Annotated in this window: 19 protein-coding genes and 1 tRNA gene; 11 read left to right on the top strand and 9 right to left on the bottom strand. The window is 71.0% G+C overall.

The window, feature by feature from the left end; translation table 11 throughout:
- The first annotated feature begins 115 nt into the window (after positions 1 to 115).
- The 3 genes from sepX (at position 116) to OWR29_RS43420 (ending at position 1,628) form a co-directional block, all read left to right on the top strand.
- A complete protein-coding gene (gene sepX, locus OWR29_RS43410; RefSeq protein WP_267569479.1) occupies positions 116 to 844 on the top strand; it encodes a divisome protein SepX/GlpR in 729 nt (242 codons plus the stop codon).
- Between the two features lie 79 nt (positions 845 to 923).
- Positions 924 to 997, top strand: a tRNA-Ala gene (locus OWR29_RS43415).
- Positions 998 to 1,319: 322 nt separating this feature from the next.
- Complete coding sequence (locus OWR29_RS43420; protein ID WP_267569480.1) at positions 1,320 to 1,628, top strand: hypothetical protein; 309 nt, start codon at positions 1,320 to 1,322, stop codon at positions 1,626 to 1,628.
- Here the strand turns inward: OWR29_RS43420 and OWR29_RS43425 are convergent.
- From OWR29_RS43425 to OWR29_RS43435, 3 genes are read right to left on the bottom strand one after another with little or no spacing between them, the layout of a single operon-like run.
- Positions 1,625 to 1,939, bottom strand: a complete 315-nt coding sequence (locus tag OWR29_RS43425; protein WP_267569481.1) for a cold shock domain-containing protein — start codon at positions 1,937 to 1,939, stop codon at positions 1,625 to 1,627. The genes OWR29_RS43420 and OWR29_RS43425 overlap by 4 nt on opposite strands.
- A gap of 17 nt (positions 1,940 to 1,956) precedes the next feature.
- On the bottom strand, positions 1,957 to 2,733 hold the full coding sequence (locus tag OWR29_RS43430; RefSeq protein ID WP_267569482.1) for an SDR family NAD(P)-dependent oxidoreductase: 777 nt from the start codon (positions 2,731 to 2,733) through the stop codon (positions 1,957 to 1,959).
- Positions 2,730 to 3,623, bottom strand: coding sequence for an aldo/keto reductase (locus OWR29_RS43435; protein ID WP_267569483.1), 894 nt, complete (start codon positions 3,621 to 3,623; stop codon positions 2,730 to 2,732). Before OWR29_RS43435 ends, OWR29_RS43430 begins: the two co-directional genes overlap by 4 nt.
- A 113-nt stretch (positions 3,624 to 3,736) precedes the next feature.
- Between OWR29_RS43435 and OWR29_RS43440 the strand changes: the two genes are divergently transcribed.
- Together OWR29_RS43440 and OWR29_RS43445 are read left to right on the top strand one after the other, a co-directional pair.
- Positions 3,737 to 4,606 (top strand): hypothetical protein, encoded by an 870-nt coding sequence (locus OWR29_RS43440; RefSeq protein ID WP_267569484.1) that lies wholly within the window; start codon positions 3,737 to 3,739, stop codon positions 4,604 to 4,606.
- Between the two features lie 70 nt (positions 4,607 to 4,676).
- A complete protein-coding gene (locus tag OWR29_RS43445; protein WP_267569485.1) occupies positions 4,677 to 5,921 on the top strand; it encodes a GAF domain-containing sensor histidine kinase in 1,245 nt (414 codons plus the stop codon).
- Between the two features lie 84 nt (positions 5,922 to 6,005).
- Here OWR29_RS43445 and OWR29_RS43450 read toward each other — a convergent pair whose 3' ends face one another.
- From OWR29_RS43450 to OWR29_RS43460, 3 genes are all read right to left on the bottom strand, one after another.
- A complete protein-coding gene (locus OWR29_RS43450; RefSeq protein ID WP_267569547.1) occupies positions 6,006 to 8,411 on the bottom strand; it encodes a bifunctional polysaccharide deacetylase/glycosyltransferase family 2 protein in 2,406 nt (801 codons plus the stop codon).
- A gap of 50 nt (positions 8,412 to 8,461) precedes the next feature.
- Positions 8,462 to 9,376, bottom strand: a complete 915-nt coding sequence (locus tag OWR29_RS43455) for a hypothetical protein (protein ID WP_267569486.1) — start codon at positions 9,374 to 9,376, stop codon at positions 8,462 to 8,464.
- A gap of 482 nt (positions 9,377 to 9,858) precedes the next feature.
- Positions 9,859 to 11,436 carry a dolichyl-phosphate-mannose--protein mannosyltransferase gene (locus tag OWR29_RS43460; RefSeq protein WP_267569487.1) on the bottom strand — a complete coding sequence of 526 codons (1,578 nt, stop codon included), beginning with the start codon at positions 11,434 to 11,436 and terminating at the stop codon, positions 9,859 to 9,861.
- Between the two features lie 75 nt (positions 11,437 to 11,511).
- Here OWR29_RS43460 and rsmI point away from each other — a divergent pair, with 75 nt between their 5' ends.
- On the top strand, positions 11,512 to 12,360 hold the full coding sequence (gene rsmI, locus OWR29_RS43465) for a 16S rRNA (cytidine(1402)-2'-O)-methyltransferase (RefSeq protein WP_267569488.1): 849 nt from the start codon (positions 11,512 to 11,514) through the stop codon (positions 12,358 to 12,360).
- On the opposite strand, the gene OWR29_RS43470 is transcribed toward rsmI, so the two are convergent.
- Positions 12,354 to 13,703 carry a hypothetical protein gene (locus OWR29_RS43470; RefSeq protein ID WP_267569489.1) on the bottom strand — a complete coding sequence of 450 codons (1,350 nt, stop codon included), beginning with the start codon at positions 13,701 to 13,703 and terminating at the stop codon, positions 12,354 to 12,356. The genes rsmI and OWR29_RS43470 overlap by 7 nt on opposite strands.
- A 133-nt stretch (positions 13,704 to 13,836) precedes the next feature.
- Here OWR29_RS43470 and metG point away from each other — a divergent pair, with 133 nt between their 5' ends.
- The 3 genes from metG to OWR29_RS43485 all read left to right on the top strand — a co-directional run bounded on the left by metG (position 13,837) and on the right by OWR29_RS43485 (position 17,773).
- Positions 13,837 to 15,633 carry a methionine--tRNA ligase gene (metG, locus tag OWR29_RS43475; RefSeq protein WP_267569490.1) on the top strand — a complete coding sequence of 599 codons (1,797 nt, stop codon included), beginning with the start codon at positions 13,837 to 13,839 and terminating at the stop codon, positions 15,631 to 15,633.
- A gap of 206 nt (positions 15,634 to 15,839) precedes the next feature.
- On the top strand, positions 15,840 to 17,126 hold the full coding sequence (locus tag OWR29_RS43480) for a hypothetical protein (RefSeq protein ID WP_267569491.1): 1,287 nt from the start codon (positions 15,840 to 15,842) through the stop codon (positions 17,124 to 17,126).
- An 80-nt stretch (positions 17,127 to 17,206) separates the two neighbouring features.
- Positions 17,207 to 17,773: a hypothetical protein gene (locus OWR29_RS43485; protein WP_267569492.1), complete on the top strand. Its 567-nt coding sequence runs from the start codon at positions 17,207 to 17,209 to the stop codon at positions 17,771 to 17,773.
- On the opposite strand, the gene OWR29_RS43490 is transcribed toward OWR29_RS43485, so the two are convergent.
- The gene (locus tag OWR29_RS43490) at positions 17,704 to 18,738 is read right to left on the bottom strand and encodes a hypothetical protein (RefSeq protein WP_267569493.1); all 1,035 of its coding nucleotides are present in this window, start codon (positions 18,736 to 18,738) and stop codon (positions 17,704 to 17,706) included. The genes OWR29_RS43485 and OWR29_RS43490 overlap by 70 nt on opposite strands.
- 68 nt (positions 18,739 to 18,806) lie before the next feature.
- Here OWR29_RS43490 and OWR29_RS43495 point away from each other — a divergent pair, with 68 nt between their 5' ends.
- Positions 18,807 to 19,706, top strand: coding sequence for a TatD family hydrolase (locus tag OWR29_RS43495; RefSeq protein WP_267569494.1), 900 nt, complete (start codon positions 18,807 to 18,809; stop codon positions 19,704 to 19,706).
- Here the strand turns inward: OWR29_RS43495 and OWR29_RS43500 are convergent.
- A complete protein-coding gene (locus OWR29_RS43500; protein ID WP_267569495.1) occupies positions 19,703 to 20,125 on the bottom strand; it encodes a hypothetical protein in 423 nt (140 codons plus the stop codon). The two genes, OWR29_RS43495 and OWR29_RS43500, sit on opposite strands and share 4 nt — an antisense overlap.
- Positions 20,126 to 20,159: 34 nt before the next feature.
- Here OWR29_RS43500 and rsmA point away from each other — a divergent pair, with 34 nt between their 5' ends.
- Positions 20,160 to 21,047, top strand: coding sequence for a 16S rRNA (adenine(1518)-N(6)/adenine(1519)-N(6))-dimethyltransferase RsmA (gene rsmA, locus OWR29_RS43505; protein ID WP_267569496.1), 888 nt, complete (start codon positions 20,160 to 20,162; stop codon positions 21,045 to 21,047).
- Positions 21,048 to 21,072: the final 25 nt, after the last annotated feature.

Consider the following 21,072-nt stretch of genomic DNA (forward strand, 5'->3'; position numbering starts at 1 on the left):
CGCGTCGAGCATGTTTCCGCAGCTCGCGCCCGTAGCCTCGGGGAGATTGGGTCTTGCGGTCCGCCACCGTAGACGTGTAATGGCGGGCCGCCCGTAGCTGACGGGAGGGGTGAGGGTGCCGACCTCGGTGCTCCTCGCCGTCCTCGCCGCGGCCGGACTGCTCGCCCTCGCACCGGCGCTCGTTCGCCGGTACGACGCCACCGAGCGGCTCGCCGCGGAGCGGGCGTCGTCGACGGCGAGGGTGCTGCAGCGCCACCGCCGTCGTCGCACTGTGCCCGGACGCCGACCGATCAACCCTGGACGCCTGGTCACGGTTACGGTTCCCGCGGTCACGGAAAAGCCACAGCGCCGCCTGCGCCTGGTCACACCCGGCCGCCGCCCGGCCCGGCGCGCGCCGCAGCGCCGGCACACCCCGGCGGTCGTCCGCCGCCGCCGGGTCTTCGCCGCGCTGCTGCTGCTCAACGTCATCGAGCTGATCGGCGTGGCGGCGGTCGGACCCGGCTTCTGGATCGGCTTCGCGGTGACCGGCATGCTGCTCGCCTTCGACCTGGTGCACCTGCGCAACCGGGCCCTGGCCGACCGCCGCCGGCGCCGCATCGAGGCCCGCGAGGCGGCATGGCTGGCCGCCCAGCAGGCCATGGTCCGCCGGGAACAGGCCCGGCGAGCACGCGACCGCCGCGAGAAGCAGAAGCAACTGGCCGCCCAGCGGGAAGCCGCCCGCCGCACGGCCATGGGCCTGGACCGCGACGAGCCACCGGCCGCCGCGCCGTCGGTCTACTACCGCCGGGCCGGAGGGTTGCGCGGGCGGGCCTACGAGGCAGGCGGACGGCACCACACCGCATAGGTGGGGCCGGTTCGCGACGCGAGTCCGGAACCTGTTAATGTTGCTGCGGTTCCCCGGACAACTGTCCGAGGGCTGGTAAGGGGCTGTGGCGCAGTCTGGTAGCGCACCTCGTTCGCATCGAGGGGGTCTGGGGTTCAAATCCCCACAGCTCCACGAGTCGAAGGCGACCTTGTCCGCGGAAAGCGCGGACCTGGTCGCCTCGTCATATCTGCTCAGGGGGCCGAGCCCCCTGAAACCCCACGTTGCGGCTGGCGTCTGCTGGGCGGGTGGTTCGGCAGGGCTAGCGCCCTGAAAACCCAGGCGGCGGTGAAGGCCGTGACGTTGCGGGGTGCGACTTTACGATTCATTCGTGTCGTTTACTGATTACTTCTTGGCGCCTGGTGACAGCATTGCGGTCACTGCGGCTGATGACGGGGGGCCCGTCTCCACCGAGCTGCCGACGGTCGAGGCTAAGCACATCGATCCTGTGGTCAACATGGGGAATCTCGAGTCCGTGCTGACCGGGGTCCCGTACGACGTCGTCCTGGCGCAGCCGCGGCACGGCAAGGCGGTCACTGACGTTTCCGGCGAGGTGGAGCACGTCGTCGTCGCCGTGACCGACACCTTGCGGGACGCCTTGGCTGCCGCGTCCCACGACACTCTCTACGACGCCGCGGTGCGGCTGGCTGCCACCGAGGAACTGGCCGGCTTCGAGCCCGCCGGCATCGCCGACTTTCTGCATCGCCTGGCGGCGCTTGCTCGGCGGGCGGACGGGTGGCACCTCTACTGCTATTGGTCGCTTTAGCGTTTCGGGTCGTCCGGCGGTGGGGGGTCGAAGGTCAGCGTCAACGTGCTTCGGTAGGCGGCGCTGGGCTGCGAGGTTGTGATGCGGTCGACGGGGTCGCGGTCGGCCGGCCAGAAGCGGAGGGCGCGGAACGTGTAGCCGTCCTGGTGGGCCGGTTCCCACTCCAGTCGGACCGGCAGGCCGGGCGTGAACGGGGGCTCGCCGGCGGCGGCGCTGAAGTGGGCCCAGCAACCGCCGGGGGTGTGGGGGGAGTCGATGACGCCCCAGCCCTCGTCCTCGTTCCAGACGCGGATCGTTCCGAGGTCGGCCATGCCGGAATCCTTGGGCGTCACCAGACGGTCCAGCCTCCGTCGACCACGACGTTCGTGCCGGTGGTGTAGCTGGAACGCGGGGACGCCAGGTAGAGAACCGTTGTGGCGATCTCGGTGGCGTCGCCGACCCGGCCCAGAGGGGTCTGCTGGGCCAGGCGGGCCAGCAGGGCCGGATCGCCGCCCTCGCCGGGGAACGGGCCGGGCGTCACGCAGTTGACCCGGATGCCGGACGGGCCCAGCTCGACCGCCGCGTAGCGGGTGAGCTGCACCAAGCCGGCCTTGACGGCGCCGTAGTAGGGCGGGTTGCCCGCCTCGGGGGTGTCGTACAGCTGCGGCTTGGGGCTGACCACGCCGTACATCGAAGCCACGTTGATGATCGACGGGGAGCCGTCGGTGGCCTCCAGCAGGTCGCGGGTGGCGTCCAGCAGGCGCTGGAACGCACCCAGCGCCAGATCGGCCGCCGCCAGGTAGTCGGACGGCGTCGACGACCGCAGCGAGCCGCCCTTGCCGACGTGCGCGTTGTGCACCAGCACGTCCAGCCGGCCCTGCTCCTCGCGCAGGCGGGCGCCGAGCGCGGCCACGTCCTCGTCGACGGTGACGTCGCAGCGCGCGGCCCGGCAGCGGTCGCCCAGCTTCTCGGCCAGGGCGTCGAGGCGGCCCTGGTCGCGGCCGACCAGATAGGTGATCGCGCCCGCCCCGGCCAGGGCCTCGGCCATCACCTGGCCCAGGCGGCCGGTCGCGCCGGTCACCACGGCCACCCGCCCGCTCAGGCCGAACAGGTCTTCGAGATTCATGCGTTCCACCGGCTGGGGTCGAGCAGCGCCACCGGCATCTCGGGCAGCGCGGCCAGCGCCTGCTCCCGTTCGGCGTCGGTCAGCGGCTTGCGGCTGATCAGGTCGGCGTTGCGGCGCAGCTGGTCCTCGGTCTCGGCGCCCACGACGAGCGAGGTGACCCAGGGCAGCGACAGCAGATAGGCCAGGCACAGGTCCGTACGGTCCTCGCGCCCGAACTCGACGGCCAGGCGGTCGAGGGTGGCGACCACGGCGTCGCGCTCGGCGTCGGGCAGGTGCGGCCACTTCACGGTGCTGCCCGCGGCGAGCAGCCCCTGCAGGTAGGCGCTGCGAACGGTGACCACGATGTCCGGGACCTCGATGGAAAGCCACCGCTTGTCGAGGATGTTGCAGGGCAGCTGGACATAGCCCAGGTCGGGCAGCGTGAGCACCTGGCGCAGCTCGTCCGGGGACTGCACCGACACCCCGATCCGGTCGGCCTCGCCCGCCTCCAGGAGAGCCCGCAGGTCGGACCACCCGGCGGAAGCGTCGGCCGCGCGGTGCAGCAGCACAGTCAGCGGCCCCTCGACCCTCAACATAGAGCGGCTGGTGGCCAGGCTTTCGCGTACGGAAGCACCCGGCCCGATCTTGGTGATGACGGACAGGCCGAGCCCGGGCAGCGCGGCCCCCAGCCGGCGCTCGCTCTCGCCGTACGCCCGGGCGGTGTCGACGTGGGTGACGCCGAGGTCGCGGGCCGCGGTCAGCATGCGCACGGTGGCGTCGTCGTCCGGCACGCCGGTGCGGTTGGCGATGCCGTACGCCCCACCGAGCTGAGCCGTGCCCAGAACCAGCGCCGACTGGCGGTAGGCGCCCCGCGCCCGGACCGGCACGACCGGCCCCGCCTGGTCTTTCATCAGTTGCCCTCCGCCGGCGCCGACGCCGTTAGTTGATATCTCTTCCGATCGGTACAATCGCACGCCGTACGCCCCGAACGTATCGCCCACCGCTGCGCTGTCTGGATGAGGGTATGCACCACGCCAACTACTACTACGGTCACGCTCACCTGCTTGCCCGTTACGCCCAGCTGGACGATTGGATGCACCCGCCGCGCATGCAGGGTTACCTGCAGCACGGGTGGAACATCGGCGACGGCCTGGCCCCCGGTGTCCCGTTCGTCGACGGCAGCCGCCTGCTGGTCTGGAGCGAGCAGGTGCGCCGCCGCGCCTGGTCGCAGGGCCGCCGCGACGTCATCGCCATCGGCTCGCCGTTCGCCTATCTCCTCGAGATGGACGAGACGCCGGTCGACGAGTCGAAGCGCGACGGCACCATCTTCTACCCCTTCCACGGCTGGGAGGGACAGGAGGTCATGGGTGACCACCAGCGCCTGATCGACGAGCTCAAGGCCAACGAGACCGGCCCGCTGACGGTCTGCCTGTACTGGAACGAGCACAAGGTGCGGGCGATCCGCCGGCTGTACGAGAAGGCCGGCTTCCGGGTCATCTGCCACGGCTACCGCGGCTTCTGGTGGCGCGACCACGACCGCGACTTCCTGGTCCGCCAGCTGGCCGAGCTGCGCCGGCACAAGCGCGTCGTCTCCAACCGCCTGTGCAGCGCGATCTGGTACGGCCTGCTGGCCGGCGCGCAGGGCGCGGTCTACGGCGACCCGATGGTGCTCGAGAACGCCGACCCCACGTTCGGCGGCGAGCCCCGGCTGCGGCGGCAGTGGCCCGAGGTGTACGGCGTCGACCCCGATCCGATCGCGGCCCGCAAGGTGGCCGAGGTCGAGCTGGGCGCCGACATCCTCTGCACCCCGGAAGAGCTGCGCACCCACCTGGGCTGGCCGGTCGCCACGCAGCCGCTCAAGCAGTGGCACCGGGCGGCTCCGCTGACCGCCTGAGGGGCTGTCCGAAAAGCCGGGACTGCTACTTTCGTGTGGTACCTCTGAAGCAAGCCTTCGGAGGTGCCCCATGAAAGCTCCCCAGCCCGAGAACGAGACCGACCGGCTCGCCGCGCTGTACGCGCTCGACATTCTCGACAGCGAACCGGAGCAGGACTTCGACGACATCGTCGCGCTCGCGTCCAACGTCTGCGGCACCCCGATGTCGCTGGTGACCCTGCTCGACACCGACCGCCAGTGGTTCAAGGCGCGCGTCGGCGTCGAGCAGTCCGGGACCGACCGCGATGTCTCGTTCTGCTCCCACGCGATCCTCGGGCGCGACCTGATGGTCGTGCCGGACGCGACCAAGGATCAGCGCTTCGCCGACAACCCGCTGGTCACCGGGCCGATGGGCATCCGGTTCTACGCCGGCGCCCCGCTGGTCACCACCGACGGCTTCGCGCTGGGCACCCTGTGCGTGGTCGACGACGAACCCCGCCGGCTCGACATCGAACAGTTGCAGGCGCTGCGGGCACTGGCCCGCCAGGTGACCTCGCAGATGGAGATGCGCCGGCACGCGGTCGCCCTGGCCAACACGACGGCCCGGCTGCAGGAGCTCGAGCGGCGCAAGGACGAGCTGGCCGGGCTGCTCGGCGGTGATCTCCGGGCGCCGCTGCGCCTGATCTCGGCGTACGTGGAAAAGCTGGGAACCACCGGCCGGCACGACGCCGACATGGCCGAGCTGGTGGCCCGCGCGACCTCCGGACACATCCGCGGCTTCCTCGACCTGCTGCACCACCTGTCGCAGATGGCCGAGGCCGGTTTCGGGGCCGAGAGCCTGCACATGCGGCAGATCGACCTCACCCGCATCACCCGGCAGGCGGTCGAGGCGGTCCGGCCGATCGCGGCCACCAAGCAGATCTGGATTCTCAACCAGGCCGGCGGGCCCGCGCTGCCGATCATCGCCGATCCGGTCCGGCTCGAGCAGGTGCTCACCCACCTGCTGTTCGCGGCGGTGAAGTACACGCCGTCGGGCGGGCGGGTGCGCGTCGGCACCGACATCGAGTCCGGACCGGCCGTCCGCCTCGACGACATGGACATGCCCGACGGGATGCGGCCCGAGCTGTTCCCGCACCTGTACTACGGCGCGATCGCCAACCCGGCCACCGTGCCCGGGCCGGACCGCGGGCTGGCTGTGGCCAAGAAGATCCTGGACGCGCACCACGCCACCGTGGCGCTGTCGGACCGGCCCGGCGACGGCACCTCGCTGCACGTGGTGTTCCCATCGGCTGACCGCAACCCGGCCGCGATGCTCGACGCCCTGATCGCCGCCTAGCCGTACGACACATCGGCCCGCGCCCACCTCGGCTGCAGTTCGAGGGGGACGCGGGCCGACGCATTCACCCGGCGGGGGCCGGGCTCACCCGGTGTAGACCGGGCCGGAGCCGCCACCCGGGGGCGAGCCGGCTGACGGAAGATCCTCGGGATCGAGGTCACGAACGGCCTGGGACGGCACCGCGGGCCGGGCGTTGGCGCGGCCCGCCGCCGGGTGATGCTCGACCGTGATCTGGCCCAGCGTCGACGGCCACGTGTCCACGGGCGGCGCGACGGACTGCTGCGGCGCCGGCGGCACGGTGGCCGCCCGGGCGCCCAGACCGGCCCGGTGCAGCTTGTGCCACCGCAGCCGGCCGCCGGTCATCGCCGTGGTCGCCGACTGCATGAGCACCAGGTACATCAGCTGGCGATAGGCGAACTGCTGCAACGGCAGCCGCCACAACGGCTTGAGCGATTCCCGGTCGAAGCGGAACGCCACCGCCGCCGTGAACAGCTGCAGGGCCAGCATGCCGAGCCAGGCCACCACGGTCTCCTCGAGCTCCCAGAAGACCAGGCCGTAGAGCAGCATGATGTCGACCACCGGGGCGAGCATCGGCAGGGCCACACCGAACAGCGCCAGGAAGGGCAGGCCGACCCGGCCGAACCGGCCCGACGGACCCTTGTCGAACAGCGCCCGGCGGTGCTTCCACATCGCCTGCATGGTGCCGTAGCTCCACCGGTAGCGCTGGCGGTACAGCTGCTCCAAAGTGGCCGGCGCCTCGGTCCACGCCTTCGCGTTCTCGGCGTAGACGACCCGCCAGCCCGCCCGCAGCATGGCCATCGTGACGTCGGTGTCCTCGGCCAGCGTCTCGTCGCTGATCCCGCCGACCTGGGCCAGCGCCTCGCGGCGGAACGCGCCGATCGCGCCGGGCACGGTCGGCATGATGCCCAGCACCTCGTACAGGCGGCGGTCGAGGTTGAAGCCGATCACGTACTCGATGTGCTGCCAGGCGGCGACCATCTTCTCGCGGTTGCCGACCTTGACGTTGCCGGCGATCGCGCCCACCGACGGGTCGGCGAACGGCTGCACCAGGTTGCGGATCGAGTCCGGCTCGAAGATCGTGTCGCCGTCGACGGTGACGATGAGGTTGTGCCGGGCCAGGGCGATGCCGGTGTTCAGGGCGTTCGACTTGCCGCCGTTGGGCACCCGGACGACTCGTACGTTGGGCAATCGCATCTGCTCGACCAGGGCGGCCGTGCCGTCGGTGGAGCCGTCGTCGACCACCACAACCTCGATCTGCGGATAGTCGCCCCCGGCCAGCGACTGCACGGCGGCCTCGATGCCCTCCTTCTCGTTGTAGGCGGGCACGATCACCGACACCGGCTCGGTCACCTCGGGACCCCAGCTCCAGCCGGGCTTGCGCCGCTGCCGGGTGTGGCGGGTCGCGAGCAGCAGCAACAACGCCGTACGACCGATGGTGAGCACGCCGACCACGAGGAACAGGACGGCGATGACCCAGACGAGACCGTCGGCCAGCCGCACGGTCCAGATCACCGCGCTGCCGCGCCAGACGTCACTGCCCGCGGCGGCCGGGTTCTCCGGCAGCTCCGGCACGGGCTTGGCGCCGGCTGCGGCGGCCTGGTTGCTCTGCTCGATCGTGCGGTTCAGGCCCTCGGTGACCGTGGTGAAGACGTAGCCGCGGGCCTTCATCATCGGGATGAACTTGCGCAGCGCCTCGATGGTCTGGGCCCGGTCGCCGCCGGCGTCGTGGAACAGGATGACGGCCGAGGTCTCGCCGGGCGGGGTCGCGTTCTTGATGATCCGGTCGACGCCGGGCCGCTGCCAGTCCTGGCTGTCGGTGTCGTTGACGACGACCAGGTAGCCCTGCCGGCCCGCGTTCTTGATGATCTTCCAGTTGTCGTCGTCGATGGCCGCGTTCATCGACGAGTACGGGAAGCGGGCCAGGTTGGTGTGCACCCCGGTGGCCCGGGCGATCGCGACCTGCGTCTGGGACAGCTCCAGGGTGCGCCGCCAGGGCGCGAGCAGCTGCAGGTTGGGGTGGGTGAAGGTGTGCAGGCCGAGCTCGTTGCCGTCGTCGGTGACCCGCTTGGCCAGGGCCGGATGCCGGGCCACCTCGGAGCCGACGACGAAGAACGTGCCGTGCGCGCCGTTCTCCTTGAGCACGTCGAGGACGCGCGGTGTCCACGTCGGATCGGGGCCGTCGTCGAAGGTGAGCGCGATGGTCTTGGGTGGCATGCGGCTGGTGCTCTCCTGGCCGCCGGTCGTGTTGATGACCGGGCCGCCGTTCAGCACCTCGGGCGGGACGGTGGCGTTGTCGCCGACCTCGGTCTCGACGTGGTCGCCCTTGAACTCGGAGTTGACGTAGGCCTGAACCACCAGCACGGCCACGAAGACGCCCAGCAGCAGCGTGCCGAGCAGCACCCGGGGCCGGGGGAGCAGCCGCCGCCGGACCGGGCCCCGGCCGCGGGTGCGCTGGCGGGTGGACGGCATCGGCGGCGGGGTGTTGGGGGGTGGGGCCTTGTGGGCCGGGGTGTGGGGGGTCACTGCAGCACCTTGGATGTCAGGTCGTCGTCAGGGTCCAGGACGAGGTCGGTGGCGGACTTCGGGGTGTCGTCGCCGGCGGCCGACCCTCCGCTGCCGGCCGATCCGCCCTTGCTGCCACTGCTCTCGCTGCCGCTGCCGCTGCCGCTGCCGCTGCCGCTGTCGCCGCCTTCGTCGCCGGCCCCCGAGGCGGACGAGCCCGAGCCGGTCGGGCTCGGGCTCGTCGGGGTTCCGGCGCCACCACCGGAGCCGCCGGTTCCTCCGCCGGAGCCGCCGGTTCCTCCGCCGGAACCGCCGGTTCCTCCGCCGGTGCCGGGCGGCACCGGGGGCGGCGGGTTCTGGTCGGTCGGCGGGGTCGTCTCCTCCGTCGGCGGGGTCGTGCCGCCCGTCGGCGGGTCCACGGTGACCGGCGGTGTGGTCGTCGGCTTGGTCGTGGTGGTCGATTCCGGCTGCCTCGACGTCGGCGCCGGCTTGGCGGTCGTCTTGGACGGGCTGGGGGTCCTGGTCGCCGCCGGGGTCCGGGTCGACTCGAGGCGCGGCGCCCGCGTCCGCGCGGTGGTGCGGCGCGGCTGCGGTTCGGCGATGGTCAGGGCGCGCGACACCTGGGTCGGCGTCGGGCTGGGCGTCGGCGTGGGGGCGGGGGGCTTGGGGGCCGGCGTCTCCTTCTTCTCGGGTTCGAGCCCGGGCAGCGGCAGAACGGCGCTCGAGCGGACCGGTCCGCCGGCCAGGCTGACGCTGATCAGGCCGCCGTAGAGCATGACCAGCGCGCCGAAGGCGTACGCGATCCGCCGCAAGAACCGGCTGCGGCGCCCGGTGCTGTCCACGAAGACCGGCGCGGGTGTCTCGATCGAGATCACGTCGGTCTCGAGGACGTCGGTCGCGGTATGCGGGTTTTCTGGCTCCTGCGAAGTCACGCGGCGAGCTTAAAAAGATAAATAGCGATCTTGGTACGACTCACTCTCGTGAGTGACGGATGATCGTTTCCCGGATTTCAACCGAAATGATGAGCATCAGCGTTTGACCAGATGGCAGGTCATCTGTGCCACGGGTGAGCAGGACTCGCTGAGCTGCATAGCAAGCGCGGAAGGCCGAAGGTTACGCCAATTCTCCGTTTGTTTTCCTGTCGTATTCGCGACAGTGAAAGAGGCAAAATAGCGAAGCTTATTCACAGCACTAAATGCGTAACTTAATGAGAAGATACCACTATGTCCGAGTTGTCCATGCTGTGCGTGATCGAAATTTGAAACTTCCCCTGGCCACCCGTTGAATCCGCCATCAGAGGTCGTTAAGCTTCATCTTGCGCGCTCCTATCGCCCGCTTCCCCCGTGGCAGGCGATCGGGGCGCGCACCTATTTCCCCCGCCTCCCGCGTCGATCGCGCGGTCGAGAGCAGCGGCCTAGATCCAGCGACCGCCCAGCCACATCCGGTGCGACCAGCTCTCGTACGGAATGAGCTGACCCACGAAGATCGGGTAGAAGTAGGCGAAGCAGACGGCCACCAGCACGAGATAGGCGGCGGCCACCACTGTGCCGATCAGCTGGCGATCCGACCGGCCCGACCCCCGCGCCACCCCCTCGGGCGGCGTCATGATCGCGCCCAGCACGTAGACGACGGCCAGGATGAGGAACGGCAGGGCCGGCAGGGCGTAGAACGAGAACATCGTGCGCCCGTCCTTGACCGCGTAGTAGAACCACGGCAGCAGCCCGGCCACCGCGGGCACCAGGATCGCCCACGCCCGCCAGTCGCGGCGGGCCAGGCCGAACCAGACGAGCGCGACCAGCGCGGGCAGGAACGACCACCACAGAACCGGCGTGCCCAGCAGCAGGATCTCGCGGGCGCAGCTCGGTGCGCCGCAGTCGCCGCCGTTGTTCCAGTAGAACGCGACCGGCCGCCCCAGCAGCAGCCACTGCCACGGCCAGGACTGATAGACGTGTCGCTCGGTCAGTCCGCTGTGGAAGGTGTACGCCTCGTGGTGGTAGTGCCACAGGTTCAGCAGTGCGCCGATGACCGGCGGTTCGCTGAGCCCGTTGGCCTCGCGGTAGTGCCGGAAGTAGCCGGTGTCGGTGACGAACCAGCCGGTCCAGGTGGCCAGGTAGATCACGAAGGTGAGCCCGAAGCTGAGGATTAGCCAGCCCAGGTCGCCGATGATGCCGGCCAGGAAGGGACCGCGCACCCCGGCCGAGCGGCGCGCCTGCACCCGCCAGGCGATCACCAGACCGGCCAGGAAGGGTGCGAAGAACAGGGCACTCCACTTCACGCCGCAGGCCAGGCCGAAGGTGACGCCGGCGACCAGCAACCACCACGGGACGATCCGGGGCAGGTCGGGGGTCTGGGCCGGGTCGAACCCGTTCTCGAGCGCGCGCAGCATCCGCCGGCGGTAGTGATCCCGGTCGAGCACCAGCGCCGCGAACGTGGCCAGCAGGAACGTGGCCAGGAAGATGTCGAGCAGCGAGGTGCGCGAGAGCACCAGCTGGAAGCCGTCGAGCGTCATCAGCAGCCCGGCCAGCCCGGCCAGCAGCACCGAGTGGAACAGCCGGTAGGTGACCCGGATCAGGATCAGGATCATGACCGTGCCGGCGATCGCGGCCGGGAAGCGCCAGCCCAGCTCGTTGTTGCCGAAGATCAGCTCGCCCACGGCGATCAGCCACTTGCCCAGCGGGGGATGCACAACGTACGCCGCGCTGTTGGTTTTCTCGTCCCACTCGACGCCGTGCGAGAGCATGTCCCAGGCGTCGGTCGGGTAGTAGACCTCGTCGAAGATGTAGCCCTTGGGACTGCTGATCCCGTTCAGCCGCAGGATCGCCGCGATCGTCACGATGAGGCCGGTGACCAGCCACGAGTGCGGGTTGAGCCAGTTGTCGAGCGTGGCCAAGCGGCGCCGGACGATCTCGGGGACGCCGCGGACGCCCCCGGGCTCGGCCGCCGCGGGCGGTTCCGGGGTGAGATCGGTCTCCGTCGCGGGCGCCGTAGTCACCCCGCGATCGTAGGGCGTGCGGCTGAGAGGTGACGCCTGCCGTCACCGGGCCCGGGCGTGTGATGGACTTTCGGAGTGGACTCGACTGAGAAGGGCCGGGTGGTTCTGCTCGGCGCGCCGCTGGGCAACGTCGGCGACGCCTCCGCCCGGCTGCGTGAGGTGCTGGCCACGGCCGACGTGATCGCCGCCGAGGACACCCGGCGGCTGGCCCGCCTGACCCGGGATCTGGGCGTCACGGTCACCGGGCGGGTCGTCTCGTATTTCGAGGGCAACGACGAGCGGCGTACGCCCGAACTGGTCGACGCCCTGGCCGGTGGGGCCGTGGTCGCGGTGGTCACCGACGGCGGCATGCCCAGCGTCTCCGACCCCGGCTTCCGCCTTGTGCGGGCCGCCCTGGACGCGGGTTACCCGGTCACCGCGGCGCCCGGCCCGAGCGCTGTCACGACGGCCCTGGCGCTCTCCGGCCTGCCGAGCGACCGCTTCGTCTTCGAGGGCTTTCTTCCCCGTACGGGTTCACACCGCCGTTCCCGCCTGCGGGAGCTCACGGGCGAGGGCCGCACGCTGGTCTTCTTCGAGGCGCCGCACCGCATCGCGGGCATGCTGGCCGACGCCGCGGCCACCTTCGGCGACGACCGGCCGGCCGCGGTGTGCCGGGAACTGACCAAGACGTACGAGGAGATCCGCCGCGACACGCTGGCCGAGCTGGCCGCCTGGGCCGTCCGCGAGGAGCCGCGGGGCGAGATCACCGTCGTCGTCGGCGGCGCCCCGCCCCGCCCGGCCGAGCGCCCGGCCGACGAGGAGCTGCGGGCCGCGGTGGCCGGGCGCGAGGCGGCCGGCTCATCGCGGCGCGACGCCATCCAGGCCGTCGCCGACGAGTACGGCCTGCGCAAGCGCGAGGTGTACGCCCTGGTCCACGGTCAGTAGGCGGCGGCCAGGAACCCGGCCAGCAGTGCCAGTGGGCCGGCCAGGCTCAGCAGCACCGCCGCCCGCCGGGCCCGGGCCGTGTCGAGCCGGCGGGCCTTCGTCACCCCGGCGATGGCGTAGCCGCACAGCAGCACGAGCGCGAAGCCGAGCATCCAGCGCAGCTGCAGCAGGGGTCCGGTCCCGCCGACGTACGCCTGCAGGCTGTCCGGGCTGACCATGCGGGCCGGGGTGACCGCGCCCGGCTGCCGCGCCTGTCCCTCGACGCCGAGCAGCCGCACCTGGGCGATCGTGTAGCGGCCGCCGGCGTCGGCGAACCGGCCCGCGCAGCGCTGGGTGACGCCGTCGCCCACGCAGCGGGTCGTGGTCGCGTACCCCTGGTCGCCGTGGCCGACCGCCAGCCAGAACGGCTCGGCGCTGACCCACGCGAAGAACGCCGCCACCAGGCCGAGCGCCACCAGCGAGACCTGGGCCGAGACCGGCCGTCCGCTCGGTTTGCGGGCGGCCCGGCCGGTGCCGCGGTGGCGGGCCCGGGTGAGCACCGGCGCCGGTTCCTCGCCGGGCGGCACCTCGATCGTGTCGTCGGTCGGTTCGCGCCAGAACGAGGAGTTCTCCAGGCGCTCGAGGCGGGCGTCGGTGGACGCCGTCCCGGTCGGCGGGGGCAGCGGCTCGGTGTGGCGGACGCCGCCCTGGCGGGGGCGGGCCGGCATCGGGCGGTCCAGCGGCACGGTGGGCCGGTGGCGCGGGTTCGGCTCGGGCAGCACCATCACGTCGTCCGGCGGCGGGGGCGGGGTGACGGTGGCCTTGCTCGCGGAAGGCGGCACGAGCGGGGGCGGCTTCAGCACGGGCGACTCGAGCGGAGGCGCCTTCAGCACGGGCGGCTCGAGCGGGAGCGGCTTGAGCACGGGCGGCAGCGCGACGGTGGCTTCCGGAGCGTCGGCCGCCACCGTTGCCGGCGACGCCTTGGCAACATGGCCTGCCGCCGGCCGCAGCACGGTATAGCGGTGCGGGTCGGGCTGGTCGTGATCACGTTCGACGGCGGGCGGCTCGACCACGGCCGGCGCGACCTTCGGTTCCAGCTCTTTCGCCAGGTCATGGGCCCCGGCGGCGTGTGCCTCGGCCGCCTCGCCGGTGCGGGGCACGGCCGCGGGCGGCAGCAGCACTCCGGTGCCGCCCGTCGGCTGCTCGGCGCCCTGCGCGGGCTGCCGCCGGGCCGGTGCGGACATCGGGTCGGCGCCCGAGCGGCCGGTCTCGCCCCGCCACCAGGCCGGGTCGGGATCGGCGAACGACCACGGGTCGCCCTCGCTACGAGGCGTTTCCCCTGGCTGAGGCGTGTCTGCTGGCACGGCTCCATTGGACTACGACCTCGACCGGGGGACGCGTTTTGAATCTGGGCGTGTCGGGATAAATACGGATCTCGCGGAGGGCTGAACGAATCCGTTCGCTTGCCGCCACCGCCGCTCATTACTCTTAGTCCTCATGAGTCACGTTCTCGCCGCGGTCGCCTGGCCCTATGCCAACGGCCCGCGCCACATCGGTCATGTCTCCGGCTTCGGGGTGCCCTCCGACGTTTTCAGCCGGTACATGCGGATGGCCGGCCACGACGTGCTCATGGTCTCGGGCACCGACGAGCACGGCACGCCGATCCAGGTGCAGGCCGACGCCGAGGGGGTGACCGCGCGCGAGCTCGCCGACCGCTACAACCGAGTGATCGTCGAAGACCTGCACGGTCTGGGCCTGAGCTACGACCTGTTCACCCGCACCACCACGCGCAACCACTACGCCGTGGTGCAAGAGCTGTTCACCGCGCTCGAGCGCAACGGCTACATCGTCGCGCGCACGACGCTGGGCGCCCGCTCCCCGTCGACCGGGCGCACCCTGCCCGACCGCTACATCGAGGGCACCTGCCCGATCTGCGGCTACGACAGCGCCCGCGGCGACCAGTGCGACAACTGCGGCAACCAGCTCGACCCCGAGCAGCTGATCAACCCGCGCTCCAAGATCAACGGTGAGACCCCGGAGTTCGTCGAGACCGAGCACTTCTTCCTCGACCTGCCGGCCTTCGCCGAGGCCATCGGCAACTGGCTCGACCAGCGGGAGAACTGGCGGCCCAACGTCCTCAAGTTCAGCCGCAACCTGCTCGACGACCTGCAGCCCCGGGCCATCACCCGCGACCTCGAGTGGGGGGTGCCGATCCCGCTCGACGGCTGGCGCGACCGCACCGACAAGCGCATCTACGTGTGGTTCGACGCGGTCATCGGCTACCTGTCGGCCTCGATCGAGTGGGCCCGCCGCTCCGGCGACCCCGAGGCGTGGCGCAAATGGTGGTCGGCCGACGCCGAGGGCAAGGACGCGCTGGGCTACTACTTCATGGGCAAGGACAACATCGTCTTCCACTCGGTGATCTGGCCGGCGCTGCTGCTCGGTTACTCGGGCGAGGGCGACAAGGGCGGCGAGCCGGGCGAGCTGGGCCGGCTCAACCTGCCCACCGAGGTGGTCTCGAGCGAGTTCCTGACGATGGAGGGCAAGAAGTTCTCGTCGTCGCGCCGGGTCGTCATCTACGTCCGCGACTTCCTCGAGCGTTACGACGCCGACGCGCTGCGCTATTTCATCGCGGTGGCCGGCCCCGAGTCCACCGACACCGATTTCACCTGGGCCGAATTCGTCCGGCGCAACAATGACGAACTGGTGGCCGGCTGGGGAAATCTGGTCAACCGGTCGATCTCGATGGCGGCCAAGAACTTCGGCGCCATCCCGGCTGTGACTGAGCTCACGGCCGACGACGAGGCCCTTCTCGCGTACGCGAAATCGGGTTTCGCCACGGTCGGCGAACTGATCGCCAAGCACCGGCAGAAGGCGGCGATCGGCGAGGCGATGAAGGTGGTCGCCGAGGCCAACAAGTACCTTTCCGACCAGGCCCCGTGGAAGCTCAAGTCCGAGGACGAGAAGCCGCGGCAGGCCACCGTCCTCGCAGTCGCGTTGCAGGTGGTCAGCGACGCCAACACGCTGCTGACGCCGTTCCTGCCGCACTCCGCGCAGAAGGTGTTCGAGCTGCTCGGCGGCGAGGGCGTGCACGCGCCGATGCCGAGCATCGAGCAGGTCGACGACCTCGACGGCGGACCGTCCTACCCCGTTCTCACGGGCGACTACACGGTCGGTGCGCGCTGGGAATCGGTGCCCCTGGTGGCCGGCACGCCGCTGGCCACGCCCAAGCCGGTCTTCCGCAAGCTCGAGCCGTCCGTCATCGAGGAAGAATTGGCCCGTCTAGCAGGGTGATGTAGTTCTATTGACGAGGCTCGATCGCACTAAGGGTGCGGTCGAGCCTCGTCCGTTTATGGGATTGATCGATGCTTCGAAGATCGGGTAGCGTCTGCGAGCCACGGGGGAACACCAGCGTTTCATCGATACGGCTCCGTCCCGACGGGATTCGTATCAGTTGTGCCCCCTTCGTGCGGTTTTACCCCCCTCGAAGGAGCATTTCCTTGAAGTCTCGCCTCTCACGTCCGCTGCTCGCGGTCGTCGTCAGTGGTGCGTTCCTGGCTGGTGGCGGCCTGTTCGCCGCGCCCGCCCTGGCCGCGCCGCCGCCGCCCACCACCACCGCGACGCCCACGTCGGAGCCCACGACGGAGCCGCCGACCACGGCGCCCACGACGGAGCCGCCGACCACCGAACCGACCACGACGGCGCCCACCACCGAGCCGCCGACGACGACGACGGAGCCCACCACGCCGGCTCCGACCACGACGGCGCCCGAGGACCCGACCGACCCGGGCACGACGCCGCCCACCACGACGCCGCCCACGACCACCACGCCGCCGCCGCCCGCGGACAAGACCGCGCCGCAGGGCACCTTCGCCCCCAACCGCTGGTCGATCTTCCCGGGCCAGTCGGTCACGCTGACCCTGAGCGGCATCAAGGACAACGTGAGCACGCCGACGCAGATCAAGCGCGTGGTCACCTGGGGCGACGGCTCGAGCTCGACCGTGAGCCCGGCCTCGACGACCATCGCCCACGTCTACAAGTCGTCCGGCAAGAAGCCGATCACGCTGACGCTGACCGACGCCGCGGGCAACAAGAAGGTCGTCAAGTCCTCCGGCCCCACCGTCGTTCCGCAGTCGGTGAAGTGGAAGCTCAGCCGCACCTCGGTCTTCCACGGCCAGAAGTTCGTCTGGGAGCTCCTGAGCGTCCCGGCCGGCGCCACCAAGATCACGGTGGCCTGGGGTGACGGACGGGCGACGGTGATCTCCAAGCCCAAGAAGCAGAAGATCACCCGGTACTACTACTCGGACCCGGCCGGCTACATCGTCCCCAAGGGCACGAAGACGCTGAAGGCGACCGTCTACAACAAGTACGGCGCGGCCACTCCGCAGGTCGTCGGCAAGGTCACCCTGAAGCCGGACACCGCTCGCCCGAGCGTCACGATCACCCCGCCGGCGAAGGCCAACAAGGCCTCGTCGTGGAAGGCGGTCAAGGGCACCGTGCGTGACACCGGTTCGGGCGTCAAGGAACTGATCGTCATCGCCTTCGTCGGCAAGGACAACGGTTCGGTCGCCTGCTACGCGCCGTCGAAGAAGAACTGGATCACCGTCACGCCGAGCAGCAACCTCTCGGTCTGCTTCAACGCGGCGAAGCCGGTGAGCGGCAAGTACTCCGTCGCGTTCAAGAAGACGCCGCCCAAGGGCCAGCTCAGCATCGGCGTCATCGCCATGGACTGGGCCGGAAACCTGAACGCCGACAGCAACGGCAACTACGACCGTCGCATCAGCTGATCACCCAGCAAGACAACGAAGCCGACGTCACCCCTGGAGGGTGGCGCCGGCTTCGGCGTTCAACGACTCATGGATTGAGCATGGCTGCCGACTGGGACCGATTCACTGCTTTTCTGCTCGCGGCGCGGTTCGACGAGGTGCTGCTGCCGGCGTATATCGATGAGAGCGCGCCGGCTGTGGTCCGCCCTTTCGCGTTCTCGGTCTTTCTGCGGGCAGGCGACCGCTGGCTGCGGCTCTCCCAGGTCGAGCAAGGGGATCAGCTCGAGATCGCGGTGGTCGATCGGGTCGAGCACGACGCGTCGCTGGTAGAGGATCCGGCGGTCACGGCCGTGACTGTCGATCTGACGCCGCAGGTGCTCGGCGAGGTCGACTCGTTCCGGATCACTGAGGCGCGCGGATACCTGTCGGCACTGTCGGATCCGGCGGCCGGGCGAGTGGCCGGCCTGATGCTGACCGCCGAGCCCGGTGGGACTCTCTTGTTCGATCCGCTGTGGGGCAGCGGGATACGAGTCCTGCCCGTGGCTGGTCCGGACGCGTGGCCCGCGAACCGGGCGCCGGACGGTGTCGTGCGGTGGGCTCAGAGCGCGTACGGGATGTCGGCGATGTGGTGGTCGAGCAGTTCGCCCACCGGGGCCCACGACTCGTAGACGCCCCGCTCGTAGCAGCGCGCGCCGGTGTGGGAGAGCGAGTCGTTGTCCGGGCGCACCAGCCGCAGCCGGGCCCAGGCCTCGTCGCGCTGCAGCACCCAGCACGGGGTGCCGCGCCACAGGGCCTGCTCGGCCCGGCGGCTCAGCGTCGACACGGGATAGCGGGCGGCGCGGGTCAGCGCCCGCACCCGGAACTCCTCGGGCGGGTCGGCGACCGCCTCGTACTCCTTGCCCTTGATCTGGCCGACCAGCTTGGCCGAGCCGGTCGTCGTGCAGGGCACGTATTCGCGGTCGGGGCTGACGCCGGGCAGGTTGTCGAGCAGGCTGCGCCAGCGCGGGCCGGCCAGCCGCAGCCAGCCGTTCTGCTCCGGCTGGTACGTGTAGAGGATGACCTCTTCGCCGCCCGGCACGTGCGCGACGATCTGCGAGTTGGCCGGGATCGGCAGGTCGGCGAATCCGGCCGTGACGTATTCCGGGATGAGGTCGTCGGTGCTCGGCGTGAAGCCGGTGCCGAGGATCATCGCGCCGATCCGGTTGTGCGACTGGATCGAGGCCAGGCCGGGCTGTTCCGCCCCGCCCGGCACCTCGTAGTCGAGCGGGTCGACGGCCCGCCAGCGCAGCGCGTAGGCCACCTCGGAGTCGGTCACGCCGTCGGTGCCCAGCAGGGCCAGGTCGCGCGGGTCGGTGAGGTGGGCCACGTCGCAGGCGCGGTAACAGAAGCCGTACGGCAGCCAGCCACCGAGGTGACCGGAGACCTGCGCGGGCGACAAGATCTTGGTCATGCGGGTGCCGCGCCGGACCGCCGCCGTGATGCGGATCTGCCGCAACGTCGAGTCGTCCCGGAAGTTGGCGGACTGGCTCATCCGCTGCACCCGAGCCCAGTCGAGGTCGCGCCGCAGCGGTGCGGATAGCGGGGGCTCGAGCGGATCGATGTCGATCACGCTGTCCTCGCCGGTCACGGTCACGGTCGGAAACTAGACAACACCGGTGGACTCCAGGTGAACAAACAGTGTCCGCGGGGTCGAAGTGCAGAATGTCTCACATGTCATCGTCACCTTCGGAATCCCGGCGCGAGAAGGCCCGCCGCCGGGCCGGTGAGTTCCCCGCGCCGCCCGAGCCGCTGGTCGTTTCCGTCTTCGACAGCCACACCCACCTGGACCTCACAATTCAGGAGGCCGGTGTGCCCGGCGGCGGCGCGGCCGACCCGGTCGAGGCGCTGATCACGGCGGCCGCCAAGGCCGGGGTCGACCGGATCGTGCAGGTCGGCGTGGACGAGCCGTCGTCCCGCTGGGGCGCCGAGCTGGCCGGCCGCCACCCGTCGGTGCTGGCCGCGGTGGCGGTGCACCCCAACGAGGCCCCGCTGCTGTCCGATCTGGACGAGTCGTTGCGGGTGATCGAGGCGCTGGCCGGGCAGCCGCGGGTGCGGGGCGTCGGCGAGACGGGCCTGGACACATTTCGTACGGGGGAAGAGGGCCGCGCCGCCCAGGAGCTCAGCCTCCGCGGGCACATCGCCATCGCCAAGCGGCACGGCAAGGCGCTGATCATCCACGACCGGGAGGCCCACGAGGACGTTCTGCGCGTGCTCGACGAGGAAGGCGCGCCCGACACGGTGGTCATGCACTGCTTCTCGGGTGACGCGGTGTTCGCGGCCGAATGCGTACGCCGGGGCTTCTTCCTCAGTTTTGCCGGGACGGTCACCTTCGCCAGCGCCGGCAACCTGCGCGAGGCGGCCGCGCTCACGCCGCCCGGCCAGATCATGGTGGAGACCGACGCGCCCTATCTGACCCCCATGCCGCACCGGGGCCGGCCCAACGCGTCGTACCTGATCCCGCTGACCGTGCGCGCGCTGGCCGAGACCCGTGGCGACGACGTCGACGAACTGTGCGCCGCCATCTCGGCCAACGGCGAGCGCGTCTTCGGCCCCTGGCGCTAACCCTCGACCCAGGCCCCGGTGCCGAGCTGCCGGCCCAGGTGCTCGATCTGGGCGCCGAACTGGGCCGGGGCGGCGCGCAACGGCCCGCGGGCGACGAACCGCACCGCCCAGCGGGCCCGCGGCGCCACGTTGAGCACCCGGAACACCACCTGGCTGCCGCGCTGGTCGGGCGTCACCTCGTAGACCCCGCGGTACCACCACTCGCCCTGCTGAGAAACCATGCGCGCGTCCCGGTCGACGGTCACCGTGATGCGGCTGCCGTCGTGCACCACCACGAACTCGTCGCCGGTGTCCGTCTCGTCGACCCGGCCGGTGACGGCGATCGGCGAGCGGCCACCGGGGCGCACGTCGAGCAGCACCTCGGCCACCCGGTCGGGCGACGCCTCGACGATCGCGCGCAACTCGAGCAACTGCGTCATGCGCACGTTTCTACCCCGTCTAGGCTTCTGACTCATGGCTGACGCACTTCTCGGCCCGGCGGAGATCCGGGAGCTGGCGGCCCGGCTCGGCGTGGCCCCCACGAAGAAGCTCGGCCAGAACTTCCTGCACGACCCCAACACGATCCGCCGCATCGTCACCGCGGCCGGCCTGACCGCGGACGACGTGGCGCTCGAGGTCGGCCCCGGGCTCGGTTCGCTGACGCTGGGCCTGGTCGGCGCCGTCCGGCACGTGCACGCGGTCGAGATCGACCCCCGGCTGGCGGCGGCCCTGCCCGAGACGGTGACGGCCGCCCACCTGACCGTGCACAACGCCGACGCCATGCGGGTGCGGGGGGCCGATTTCGATCCGGCGCCCACGATGCTGGTGGCCAACCTGCCCTACAACGTGGCCGTGCCCGTGGTGCTGCATCTGCTGGCCGAGCTGCCGAGTCTGCGCGGCGGCCTGGTCATGGTGCAGAAAGAGGTGGCCGACCGGCTGGTCGCCGGTCCGGGTTCCAAGGTGTACGGCGTCCCGTCGGTCAAATTGGCCTGGTACGCCGAGGCGCGGGCGGCCGGCAAGGTGCCCCCGGCCGTGTTCTGGCCGGTGCCCAATGTGGACTCGGGCCTGGTCGCCTTCACCCGCCGCGACCCCCCGCCCGGTGTCGATCGAACGGATGTCTTCGCCGTGGTCGACGCCGCTTTCGCCCAGCGCCGCAAGACCCTGCGGGCCGCCCTCGCGGGCTGGGCCGGTGGCGCCGTACGGGCCGAGGAGTTGCTGGTCGAGGCGGGCATCAGCCCCCAGGCCCGCGGCGAGTCCCTGACCGTCGCCCAGTTCGCCGCGATAGCCGGGGCCGCGAAACTGTCGCCCACCGGCGGTAAGCTCAGCCCGTCCGACAGGCAGCCCGAGGGGGTGGACTCATGACCGTAGTGTCGGCCGGGTCCGCCCG

It is taken from the genome of Paractinoplanes pyxinae, from assembly GCF_026626335.1.
Lineage (GTDB): Bacteria > Actinomycetota > Actinomycetes > Mycobacteriales > Micromonosporaceae > Actinoplanes > Actinoplanes pyxinae.

Excerpts from the sequence above, each read along its gene's own strand:
- OWR29_RS43435 (WP_267569483.1), bottom strand. The coding sequence starts at position 3,623 with ATGAAAGACCAGGCGGGGCCGGTCGTGCCGGTCCGGGCGCGGGGCGCC.
- OWR29_RS43430 (WP_267569482.1), bottom strand. The coding sequence starts at position 2,733 with ATGAATCTCGAAGACCTGTTCGGCCTGAGCGGGCGGGTGGCCGTGGTG.
- OWR29_RS43440 (WP_267569484.1), top strand. The coding sequence starts at position 3,737 with ATGCACCACGCCAACTACTACTACGGTCACGCTCACCTGCTTGCCCGT.
- OWR29_RS43445 (WP_267569485.1), top strand. The coding sequence starts at position 4,677 with ATGAAAGCTCCCCAGCCCGAGAACGAGACCGACCGGCTCGCCGCGCTG.
- OWR29_RS43425 (WP_267569481.1), bottom strand. The coding sequence starts at position 1,939 with ATGGCCGACCTCGGAACGATCCGCGTCTGGAACGAGGACGAGGGCTGG.
- OWR29_RS43485 (WP_267569492.1), top strand. The coding sequence starts at position 17,207 with ATGGCTGCCGACTGGGACCGATTCACTGCTTTTCTGCTCGCGGCGCGG.
- OWR29_RS43500 (WP_267569495.1), bottom strand. The coding sequence starts at position 20,125 with ATGACGCAGTTGCTCGAGTTGCGCGCGATCGTCGAGGCGTCGCCCGAC.
- metG (WP_267569490.1), top strand. The coding sequence starts at position 13,837 with ATGAGTCACGTTCTCGCCGCGGTCGCCTGGCCCTATGCCAACGGCCCG.
- OWR29_RS43420 (WP_267569480.1), top strand. The coding sequence starts at position 1,320 with ATGGGGAATCTCGAGTCCGTGCTGACCGGGGTCCCGTACGACGTCGTC.
- rsmA (WP_267569496.1), top strand. The coding sequence starts at position 20,160 with ATGGCTGACGCACTTCTCGGCCCGGCGGAGATCCGGGAGCTGGCGGCC.
- OWR29_RS43495 (WP_267569494.1), top strand. The coding sequence starts at position 18,807 with ATGTCTCACATGTCATCGTCACCTTCGGAATCCCGGCGCGAGAAGGCC.
- OWR29_RS43450 (WP_267569547.1), bottom strand. The coding sequence starts at position 8,411 with ATGCCGTCCACCCGCCAGCGCACCCGCGGCCGGGGCCCGGTCCGGCGG.